Below are 11,070 nucleotides of genomic sequence, written 5' to 3' on the forward strand. Positions count from 1 at the left end.
AGCCGGCCTTTTTTAGGGAACTGTTTCACTACTCGTTGCCACCCTCCTCGGAGGACTGCTTTTCACGCTGAATGCGCTGATAAATCTCTTCACGGTGCACAGCAACTTCTTTAGGGGCATTGACACCAATGCGCACCTGATTGCCTTTCACCCCCAGCACGGTAACCGTGACATTGTCGCCAACCATCAGCGTTTCGCCAATTCGGCGGGTTAAAATCAACATTACCTACTTCTCCTTGATCATCCTGTGATTAAGAGCAGCCGGCATTCCCCTGGAACTGCTCTTATTTGGTCATCATAACCGGATGGCGGTACACAAAGGCTAAAAACTACCCTTCACACTCTTCAGTATTGACCAGTCGAACAAAATCTCAACAGGTTGGAAGCTACGTCGAGCAACTGAATTGTAATGTGTTGTTTTTCCTGCCAGCTAACCGGTTAAAAAATCTCGTTATCTTTCTTTGTCTGAAAGTTCAAATTCGCTATGCAGCGCCCGAACAGCAAGCTCCAAATAGCGTTCATCAATAATCACCGAGATCTTAATTTCCGAAGTGGTGATCATTTGAATATTGATATTGTCTTCACCCAAAGCGCTAAACATACGACTTGCCACATTTGCATGTGAACGCATACCTACGCCAACTATAGAAACTTTGGCGATCTTGTCGTCTGTGATCACCTCTCGGGCACCAAGTTCCGCAGAAACTCGCTCCAATACATCTCGAGCCTTGCCAATATCATTGCGGTGAACAGTAAAAGTGAAGTCGGTCGTACCGTCGATAGCACTGATATTTTGAACAATAACGTCAACTTCAATATTTTCAGCACCAACTGGAGCCAAAATTCGGCATGCAACCCCAGGGGTATCGGGCACTCCACGGATTGTCAGCTTTGCTTCATCGCGGTTAAATGCGATACCGGATACAACGGGCTGTTCCATATCGTTATCTTCCTCATCCAGGCTAATCAAGGTTCCGTTACCCTCTTCAAAAGTTGAGAGCACGCGCAAGGGAACCTTATACTTACCAGCGAACTCTACGGCGCGAATCTGCAGGACCTTGGAGCCGAGGCTGGCCATTTCCAGCATCTCTTCAAATGTGATTCGATCCAGTCTGCGTGCACTATCGACCACTCGAGGGTCGGTGGTGTAGACCCCGTCCACGTCGGTATAAATCTGGCACTCGGTAGCATCTAACGCCGCAGCTAATGCCACACCCGTCGTATCAGACCCTCCGCGTCCCAGCGTGGTGATATTGCCGTCGTCATCCACTCCCTGGAAACCAGCTACAACAATGACCTTGCCTTCATTGAGATCGGTGCGCATTCGCTCCACATCGATACTTTGAATGCGAGCTTTGGTATGAGCATTGTCCGTAAGAATTTTTACCTGCCCACCAGTGTAGGAACAGGCGTCATAACCACGCTTCTTCAGGGCCATACTCAAAAGGGCAATTGTGACTTGCTCTCCCGTGGAAACCAGAACATCCAACTCTCTGGGATCTGGCTTTTCCTGGATTTGATAAGCGAGATCAATCAGACGATTAGTTTCACCACTCATGGCAGACAAAACGACAACCATGTCATGTCCCTGAGCGCGAAACGCGGCGACTTTATCGGCCACAGCTTCAATTCGCTCAATGGAGCCAACTGAAGTCCCGCCATACTTCTGCACGAACAAACTCATAACTTACTGTGTTTCCTTAGCTCCACAATAAGTACGCTTCCTGCCCAACTCGTGCAGGCGCGCACTTAATCACCAAACCTCTGCGAAATCAACTCAACTACGAATTCAGACCACTAATTTGACAAAACTTAACTAGTTTAAGGATTGCTCAATCCAATTTGGCACTTCTTTCAGCATATTAGGGAGTGCGGACACATCGGTTCCACCACCCTGGGCCATATCTTTTCGACCGCCACCCTTGCCGCCCAGCTTCCCGGCAGCAAAGCGCATAAGGTCACCCGCAGAAAGCCGATCTGTCAGGTCTTGGGTAACTGCGGCAACCAAAGCCACCTTTTCATCGCCCGGAGCCGCCAGCAACACTACGCCGCTGCCCAGCTTGTTCTTCATTTGATCCGCCAGATCTCTCAGTGATTTGGGGTCAGCTCCGTCAATAGAGGTTGCCAGCAACTTAAAGCCCGCCAGCTCAATGGCCTGAGCGGAAAGATCTCCGCCAGCACCACTGGCCAACTTGGTTTTTAACTGGGCAATCTCTTTTTCCAGTTTTCGGTTGTTAAGCAGCAACTGTTCAACTTTGTCAGCCAAGGAGTCCGGACGCGCCTTAAGCAGAGTCGCTACATGCTCCAGACGCTGCTGTGCCTGATCAAACAGAGACATTGCGTGAGCGCCAGTAACCGCTTCGATTCGACGTTGGCCGGAAGCAATACCGCTTTCCCCAACAACGCGAATCAAACCGATATCACCGGTACGCTTCACGTGAGTACCGCCACACAACTCAACGGAAAAAGCCTTGTCATCGGTTTTGCCCATGGAAAGTACACGCACAGTATCGCCGTACTTTTCGCCGAACAGGGCCATAGCGCCCATCGCTTTTGCAGACTCAATATCGGTTTCGTGAGTTTCAACTGGAGTATTTGCGCGAATTTGACTATTAACCAGGGATTCAATCGCATGTAACTGCTTTGCTGTTACGGCTTCTGGGTGGGAGAAGTCAAAGCGCAGGCGCTCGGAGTCCACCAGGGAGCCCTTCTGGGTGACATGCTCTCCCAGCACTTTGCGCAAGGCGGCGTGTAATAGATGGGTTGCGGAGTGATTCAGGGCGGTGGATTGACGAACATCTGCAGATACGACTGCCTCAAGGGTTTCGCCCACAGCGATGCCCCCGTTCAACACCTTACCAGTATGCAAATGATGCGCGCTCTGCTTGGTGCAATCGCGCACTTCAAAGCGGGCATCACCGGAACTCAAATAGCCACTATCACCTACCTGACCACCGGACTCTGCATAGAAGGGTGTCCGATCCAGAACAATTGCACCCTCTTCACCTTCTTCCAAGCGTTCAACCTGCTCACCACCTTTGACGATGGCCAACACTTTGCCTGCTGCCTCGGTCGCGTTGTAACCGAGAAACTCTGTAGCCCCTTCCAGTTCGAGGACATCGGTATAGTCCTGTTTAAATTTACCGGCAGCGCGAGCTCTCTGACGCTGGGCTTCCATAGCAGCTTCATACCCATCCATATCCAGGGATAGATCGCGCTCACGGGCAATATCCTGGGTTAGGTCTGTTGGGAAGCCGTAAGTATCATGCAGAGTAAATACCAACTCACCGGGGATCTCACTGCCTTCGAGGGACGCCAGGGCATCCTCTAGCAGCGCCATTCCCTTATCCAGAGTCTTCGCAAACTGTTCTTCCTCTTTGCGCAGCGCATTCTCAATCACCTGCTGCTTTTCACGCAGCTCCGGGTATGCGTCACCCATCTGCTCGGCGAGCGCTTCTACCAGCTTGTAGAAGAAGATGTCTTTGTGCCCAAGCTTGTGGCCATGGCGCACTGCGCGGCGAATAATGCGGCGAAGTACAAATCCACGGCCTTCGTTGGAAGGCATTACGCCATCGGCAATCAGGAATGAACAAGAGCGGATATGGTCAGCGATCACTCGCAGGGATTTCTCTTCCAGGTCGCTGCAGCCAACCACTTCCCCCGCCGCTTTCAGCAGCGCTTGGAACAAGTCAATTTCATAATTGGAGTGTACTCCCTGCATTACGGCGGCAATACGCTCCAGCCCCATACCGGTATCCACTGAGGGTTTGGGCAGTGGGTGCAGCTCACCATCAGCGGTGCGCTCATACTGCATAAATACCAGGTTCCAAATCTCGATATAGCGATCGAGATCGTCATTATCGGAACCGGGAGGGCCGCCGGGCACATCGGCACCGTGATCGTAGAAAATCTCAGAACTTGGACCGCAGGGACCAGTGTCACCCATCTGCCAGAAGTTATCCTCGTCGAGACGGGAGAAGCGCTCGGCACTCACTCCCATTTCCTTCAGCCAAATATCAGCGGCTTCATCATCGCTGATATGTACGGTTACCCAGAGACGTTCTTCCGGCAAGTTCAATACTTTGGTCAGGAACTCCCAGGCAAAGCGAATCGCTTCGCGCTTGAAGTAGTCGCCGAAGCTAAAGTTACCGAGCATTTCAAAAAACGTGTGGTGCCGTGCGGTGTAACCGACATTTTCAAGGTCGTTATGCTTGCCTCCTGCACGTACACAGCGCTGTGAACTGGTGGCGCGATTGTAGGAACGCTTTTCCTGCCCCAGGAAGGTGTCCTTAAACTGCACCATGCCGGCATTGGTGAATAACAGCGTCGGGTCATTGCCCGGAACCAGGGAGCTGGAGGGCACAATAGCATGGCCCTGCTCAGCAAAATAATTCAGAAAGGCGTCGCGAATCTGTGCGCTTTTCATCCAGCGTAATTCCACTTCGTTAGTTGAGTTTTATTTGATTGGCGTCAGTGACACGGTGTCACTTCTGTTCCACTACTGTGCCAGCCCCTGTTCGGGCATTCTTTTTTGGGCAAGCAGGTGAACATGCAGGTGAAATACGGTTTGACCTGCGCTTCGACCGTTATTAACTACCAGTCGATAGCCCTCGAGTCCCAGCTTGCGCCCCAATTCTGTCGCCACCCACATTAGGTGGCCGAGCAAGGGTTTATCCTCAGCCTGAGCAACGGATAAATTCACGAGGGGTTTGCGTGGGATAATGAGGAGATGGGTCGGCGCTTGTGGCGCGCGATCCTCAATAACGACACATTGGTCGTCCTCGTAGATCATCTCAGCAGGGATATCTCCCGAGATAATTTGACTGAAAACGCTGGGTTCACCCATTGGTTTACTTTTCCAGCTTTTCCTCGGCTGTCAGCTGCCGCGCTTCAGATTCCAGCATTACCGGTATACCGTCCCGCACCGGATAGGCTAGACCACTGGCCTTGCAGACCAGCTCCTGTGTGTCCTCCCGGTATTCAAGCGGCGCTTTACTCACCGGACATACCAACAGGCTCAGCAACTTTTTATCCATGTTCCACCCCACTATTTTCCCTCGGTAATACTTCCGATGGGCAAAAATGACCGCGTATCATACAATGCTTCATACGCTTTTACACGGTATTCGCCATAGCTTCTGCTGCGCCACCTGCTGGCTTAGCGCTTTTTTACCCTTATGTGACAGAAGCAGTCTCTACTGAAACAGAATTGAGATGGCTAAGTAACAGCTCCCGGGCTAAACGCCCCTCCTCTATTTCATTAAATACCTCGTGGTAAGACCTTGAGAAACAGTGCAACTGCTTGTTTTTTGACCCCACCTGTCCAAACCACTTGCGGCTGAGTTCCACATCGACAATATGGTCTGATTCCGGCAATAACAGAAGGCAAGGCATGGATATCCCATCCAACCGGCCAGATAAAAACTCCCGCTCCTGCAAAAAAGTCTTAAACCAGCGCAGAGAGATGCTGTGATGCACAAGTTCATCACTGACATACCGCTTGACCACATCCGGGCTACGAGATATCCACTGACTATTTATCTGGCTGGAAAGAGCCAACCCCGGAAGCCAGCGAGCCAAAAATAGCGCGAACCATAGCAGAAGGCCTTTTGGCTCACTTTTACCGCGAAAGCCCGGTGCGGAAAGATTTAAACTGTCGACAGATTTATATCGAATAGCACAGCCACAAGCGATAACAGCTCCCATACTGTGGCCAAGAAGATGCATCCCAAGTCCGGGGTTTCCACTTTTTACCAAGGAAATAAATTCATTTAGATCCTCACTATAAAGTGCAAAATCCTCAATATCCCCGCGCTTCCCATCCGACAATCCATGGCCATAATGATCTAAGGCATAGACACTGTACCTAGCTCGATTGAGGTCTTCCGCCAGATCACTGTAACGTCCACTGTGCTCTCCCAACCCGTGGGATATAACTACCACACCCACGGCTTCTTCTACCCACCAGCGCCGGTAATACAGCGTCACTCCCCTGGTCACAAACTCCATTGCAATCTCCTTATTGATTATTATTTTGCTAGCTAACTGCTATTCCAGGGTTTCGCGGTACCTGCCCAGCATGGCCAAATGATTCATGCGGGACCGTTTAAGTAGCGCTTCCTGGGCTGCTTCAACATTCTCCGGGCGCCCTTGCCAAGCAGCGAGTGCTGGCTCTTGTAGTGCGCGCCCATAGGAAAAGCTCAACTGCCAGGGGCCACCACCCTGCTGATTCATTGCATTGAGATTGGCCGTGGCCTCTTCTGGTCCCTGCCCCCCGGAAAGAAAATTAATCCCCGGCACTGCTGCGGGGACCGTTCGCCGCAAGCTGCGCAGGGTGTATTCGGCCACCTGCTCAGGATCAGCCGTTTCCGCCTCCGCACCCGGGGTTACCATACTGGGCTTGAGCAACATCAGTTCCAGTATTACCCCGTGCTGGTGGAGTGCGTGGAACACAGAGTGCCAAACCCGCTCATTTACCGCCGCACTGCGCTCTATATCGTGCTCACCGTCCATCAGAACCTCTGGCTCCACAATAGGAACCACCCCTTCGGCCTGGCATACCGCTGCATAGCGGGCCAACATCTCAGCATTTGCGGTAAGCCCCAGGCGCGTGGGGTTGTGATGGCCTATAGGATAGACTTCACGCCACTTGGCGAAGCGAGCTCCTTGCTTTTTATATTGCTGCAAGCGCTCAGACAACCCGTCCAGCCCGTAGGTGATCATATCCCCAGGCGCTCCAGGCAGAGGGCCCTTGCCCTTATCCACCTTAATACCCGGCACTATCCCCTGTGACGCTGCCACTTCCGGCAAGGGCTGACCCTCGGCATCTTTTTGCCCCAGAGTTTCCTCGAACAAAATAACGCCACTGACACATTCACCTAACCCCTTACAGGACAGCAGCGCAGCACGGTAGTCGCGCCGGTTTTTCTCAGTGGAATCCACTCCAATCGTGGCAAAGCGCTTGGCAATAGTGCCGCCACTTTCATCGGCAGCCAGGATACCCCTTTGACCATCGACCAAAGTTGCTACAGTTTCCTCCAGCATATCGATATGTGACATCTCTACCCCTCCCTTAGGTTATTACGCTAAGAGGATAGGCGGTCCAGCCTAAAAAGCTTTACAGGCTTTTACCGCCCTCCGCCAACCAGCCAACAACTGCTCCCTCTCCGCCTGAGTCATTGCCGGCATAAAGTCCCGTTCAATTTCTTGCAAACACTCCGGTAATTCCCTTGGTCGCCAGATCCCACTGCCAATACCAGCCAGCAACGCAGCACCAATAGCCGTCGATTCAATCTGCTGGGGCCGTTCAACACGCAAAGAGGAAATATCCGCCTGGAATTGCATCAGGAAATTATTCGCGCAAGCACCCCCATCCACACGCATATGGGTAATCGGCAAGCCCAGGGCCTGCTCCATCAAGCGGGCCAATTCATCACTCTGGTAAGCTATAGATTCCAAAGTGGCACGCACCACCTCAGCTCGACCAGCCCCCCGACTCAATCCGCAAATAGTCCCCCGTGCCGATGGGTCCCAGTGCGGCGCACCCAGTCCACTAAATGCAGGCACAAGATAAACGCCGCGGGTATGAGGAATACTCTGGGCGATAATTTCGGTATCCACCGCCTGCTGGATCATTCCCATCTCGTCCCGCAGCCACTGTATAGCGGAGCCCGCTGTGAAAACTGAACCTTCTACGGCATAGGCCGGATTACCCTGGGCATCACAGGCCACTGTAGCCAGCAACCCCTGGGGTAGCTCCGGGCGATCCTCGCCGGCAAAAGCCAGCATAAAGCAGCCGGTTCCATAGGTGTTTTTTATACTACCGAGCTCGGTACAACCCTGGCCAAACAGTGCTGCCTGCTGATCCCCGGCAACACCACAAATCGGAGCCGATGTGCCGAGAAAAGCGTGGGGGTCTGTATCGGTAAAGTGGCCAGCCGACGGTAGAATTCTGGGAAGAATGGATTCAGGGCACTGGAAAAAATCCAGCAGCTCACTATCCCAGGCTTTATCTTTTATGTTGTACAGGAGGGTACGACTGGCATTGGTGTGATCGGTGAGATGGGCTTTGCCACCGCTCATTTTCCAGATCAACCAGCTATCTACGGTACCGAAACACAGGTCGCCATTTTGAGCTCGGGTTAGTAAATCCGGATTGCGGCGGAACAGCCAAGTCAACTTACTTGCGGAAAAGTAAGCATCCAGCAATAGGCCACTGCGCTCTCGCAACCAACCAGACCTGCCGAGTTCCGCCAACTCCCGGCATACCTCTGCCGAGCGCCGGCACTGCCACACAATCGCAGGAAAAACCGGCTCACCGGTATACCTATCCCAGACGATCGTGGTCTCACGCTGGTTGGTAATTCCCACCGCGGTGATATCCGATGCGCGAACACCTGCGCGCTGGAGTGCTGCGGCACAGACTCGGAGAGTTACCGACCAAATCTCTTCCGCATCCTGCTCAACCCAGCCAGGCTGGGGGTAATGATTGGGAATTTCCGAGTAACTGCGACCAATCAGGTGGCCCTTACCATCGAAGATAAAGGCTGTGGTACCGGTGGTGCCCTGGTCAATAGACAGGATCATAAAGTTCTCGCGCTTATTCTTTTAGTCTCTTTCTGTACCTGAAAATACGGCCGAAACCTATCGACCAGTCATTCAGGCAGTAGTCAGAGTATAAGCCCGATTAATTGCCGTCCAGCGCCCAGCTAATCGCATCCGTGGGGAAGCCCCGGTAAGCCAGGTATCGCTGGCGCCGCGCTCGCTCCTTCATCCACTGATCCCGTGGAAGCTCTGCGCTCATAGGGACCCGGTATTTTCTCTGAAGCATTTCCGCAGCTAACTCAAACCAATCCACTTCCAACTGATCGAGCGCCTGGGCAATTAGTTCACCGCGTACGCCGCGCTGCTGTAGCTCCTGGCGAATACGCATCGGCCCCTGACCGCGCTGGACACGGGAGCGGGCAAAAACTTCGGCAAAGCGTTGATCGGATTGATAGTTGAGTTCGTGTAGGCGCTCAAATAGCGTGTCGAAATCGGCGCTGGGGAATTTTGCCGCGAGCTTTTGCCTCAATTCATGGCGGGAGTGCTCGCGGCGGGTCAACAGCTCAAGCGCCGCGCTGAAAAGCGCTTGAGCTGGATCAACGGAAAAATCCGCTTTTGAGTACGGCATTTACTCTTCCGGTAATTCCGCAGCCTCTTCAGGGGTCGCAGGCACTAAATCACCGAGCAGCTGCGCACGCAACTGGCCTTCAATCTCGTTGCGAATATCGGGGTTATCGCGCAGGAACTTGGTAGCGTTCGCCTTGCCCTGGCCAATTTTGTCACCCTTGTAGCTGTACCAGGCTCCGGCTTTATCCACCAGCCCCATCTTCACGCCGTAATCGACGACCTCACCAATCATGTTAATGCCTTCACCATACATGATCTGGAACTCGGTCTGCTTAAACGGAGGAGCGACCTTGTTCTTAACCACCTTCACTCGGGTTTCGTTACCCACCACCTCATCGCCATCTTTAACGGAACCGATACGACGGATATCCAAGCGCACAGAAGAGTAGAACTTGAGGGCATTACCACCAGTAGTGGTTTCAGGGCTGCCGAACATAACACCGATCTTCATGCGAATCTGGTTAATGAAGATCGCCAGGGTGTTGGTGTTCTTGATATTACCAGTGAGCTTACGCAGTGCCTGGGACATCAAACGAGCCTGCAAGCCCACGTGGGAATCACCCATCTCACCTTCGATCTCAGCGCGCGGGGTCAAGGCCGCAACGGAGTCTACTACCAGCACATCAACGGCACCGGAGCGCACCAGCATATCGGCAACTTCCAGCGCCTGCTCACCGGTATCCGGCTGGGATACGATCAGCTCATCGACGTTAACACCCAGTTTTTCAGCGTAGATAGGGTCGAGGGCGTGCTCAGCATCCACGAAAGCACAAGTGCCACCCTTGCGCTGGGCCTCGGCAATCACCTGCAAGGTGAGGGTGGTTTTACCGGAAGATTCTGGCCCATAGATTTCAACGATACGGCCACGCGGCAAGCCGCCTATACCCAGGGCCACATCCAAGCCGAGGGAGCCGGTGGAGATCGCAGGAATACGCTCGCGCTCCTTATCTCCCATACGCATCACAGTGCCTTTACCAAACTGACGTTCAATCTGAGATAGCGCCGCTTTTAATGCCTTGTCTTTATTGGAATCCATGACCATTCCCGTATTTCTGAGCTGAATTGAGTGGTGGCAAGCTTAACGAAGGATTACTGTATAGGCAACCAGTAATTCCTCATACTGAGTACCAGCTTCAGGCTGAGCGAGCCTCGCTTCAAAAAGAAGTCTGAAGCCGGGGTAAACGAACAAAGATTGACCCGGCGGACAAGTTCAAACCGGGTGCTCACGGACAATCCTTAACATTCCCTTCAGCGCCTCAACGACCGTCTGCGATTGTACCTCTGCCCGGTTACCACTGAACAGAAAACACTTCGCATCAATCTGCACTGGCTCTTGCCCCTCCGCATGGGCCCAGGCGATCCAAACCGTACCTACCGGTTTCTCAGCAGTGCCGCCATCAGGCCCCGCGATACCACTGACCGCAACCGCAAGATTGGCATCCATCATCGCCAGAACCCCACAAGCCATCTGCCGAGCAACCGGTTCACTCACTGCCCCAAACCGCTTGAGATCATCGCTGTCGACACCCAGAACACCGTTCTTGATACGATTCGCATAGCTCACGATCGATCCATCGAACCAATTAGAAGCACCTGCTATAGAGGTAATAGCCGCCGCAATCGCACCACCGGTGCAAGATTCTGCCGACGTCACACGCCAATCTCTCTTTTCCAGCTCCCCGCCCAACTCTCTGGCAAGCTCAGTTATCTCTCTGTATTCCACCGTTTCTTCCTATTCAACCGCTCCTGGGCCACAACCGAATATTACAGCACAGAAGTGGGCTCTTATTCTGGGTGCCGACCTGCAGCAAGCTTACAAATTCAATTTTAAGTAAGCTGCCCCATACCGAATATACAACCGCCCCTCAGTGGTGAAGCCACAACCCCTTTAAAAACTCA

Annotated in this window: 11 protein-coding genes; all 11 read right to left on the reverse strand. The window is 52.8% G+C overall.

Annotation, left to right across the window (positions count from 1 at the left end):
* Window positions 1-28: 28 nt before the first annotated feature.
* The gene (gene csrA / locus P0078_RS07130) at window positions 29-223 is read right to left on the reverse strand and encodes a carbon storage regulator CsrA (protein ID WP_091391203.1); all 195 of its coding nucleotides are present in this window, start codon (window positions 221-223) and stop codon (window positions 29-31) included.
* A 228-nt stretch (window positions 224-451) separates the two neighbouring features.
* Complete coding sequence (locus P0078_RS07135) at window positions 452-1,684, reverse strand: aspartate kinase (RefSeq protein WP_282933747.1); 1,233 nt, start codon at window positions 1,682-1,684, stop codon at window positions 452-454.
* A 132-nt stretch (window positions 1,685-1,816) separates the two neighbouring features.
* A complete protein-coding gene (gene alaS / locus P0078_RS07140) occupies window positions 1,817-4,426 on the reverse strand; it encodes an alanine--tRNA ligase (RefSeq protein ID WP_282933748.1) in 2,610 nt (869 codons plus the stop codon).
* Between the two features lie 72 nt (window positions 4,427-4,498).
* On the reverse strand, window positions 4,499-4,846 hold the full coding sequence (locus tag P0078_RS07145) for a histidine triad nucleotide-binding protein (protein WP_282933749.1): 348 nt from the start codon (window positions 4,844-4,846) through the stop codon (window positions 4,499-4,501).
* A gap of 4 nt (window positions 4,847-4,850) precedes the next feature.
* Window positions 4,851-5,036: a Trm112 family protein gene (locus tag P0078_RS07150; RefSeq protein ID WP_108734085.1), complete on the reverse strand. Its 186-nt coding sequence runs from the start codon at window positions 5,034-5,036 to the stop codon at window positions 4,851-4,853.
* Window positions 5,037-5,175: 139 nt separating this feature from the next.
* Window positions 5,176-6,009 (reverse strand): alpha/beta hydrolase, encoded by an 834-nt coding sequence (locus P0078_RS07155; RefSeq protein ID WP_282933750.1) that lies wholly within the window; start codon window positions 6,007-6,009, stop codon window positions 5,176-5,178.
* A 39-nt stretch (window positions 6,010-6,048) separates the two neighbouring features.
* Window positions 6,049-7,059 carry a class I fructose-bisphosphate aldolase gene (locus tag P0078_RS07160; protein ID WP_282933751.1) on the reverse strand — a complete coding sequence of 337 codons (1,011 nt, stop codon included), beginning with the start codon at window positions 7,057-7,059 and terminating at the stop codon, window positions 6,049-6,051.
* A 48-nt stretch (window positions 7,060-7,107) separates the two neighbouring features.
* Window positions 7,108-8,586, reverse strand: a complete 1,479-nt coding sequence (gene glpK / locus P0078_RS07165; protein WP_282933752.1) for a glycerol kinase GlpK — start codon at window positions 8,584-8,586, stop codon at window positions 7,108-7,110.
* 100 nt (window positions 8,587-8,686) lie between these two features.
* Window positions 8,687-9,172: a regulatory protein RecX gene (locus P0078_RS07170; protein WP_282933753.1), complete on the reverse strand. Its 486-nt coding sequence runs from the start codon at window positions 9,170-9,172 to the stop codon at window positions 8,687-8,689.
* Entirely contained in the window at window positions 9,173-10,207 is a 1,035-nt protein-coding gene (recA, locus tag P0078_RS07175; RefSeq protein ID WP_282933754.1) for a recombinase RecA, read from the reverse strand.
* A 174-nt stretch (window positions 10,208-10,381) separates the two neighbouring features.
* Window positions 10,382-10,894 (reverse strand): CinA family protein, encoded by a 513-nt coding sequence (locus P0078_RS07180; protein ID WP_282933755.1) that lies wholly within the window; start codon window positions 10,892-10,894, stop codon window positions 10,382-10,384.
* Between the last annotated feature and the right edge of the window lie 176 nt (window positions 10,895-11,070).

The organism is Microbulbifer sp. VAAF005 (assembly GCF_030012985.1).
In the GTDB taxonomy this organism is placed as follows: Bacteria; Pseudomonadota; Gammaproteobacteria; order Pseudomonadales; family Cellvibrionaceae; genus Microbulbifer.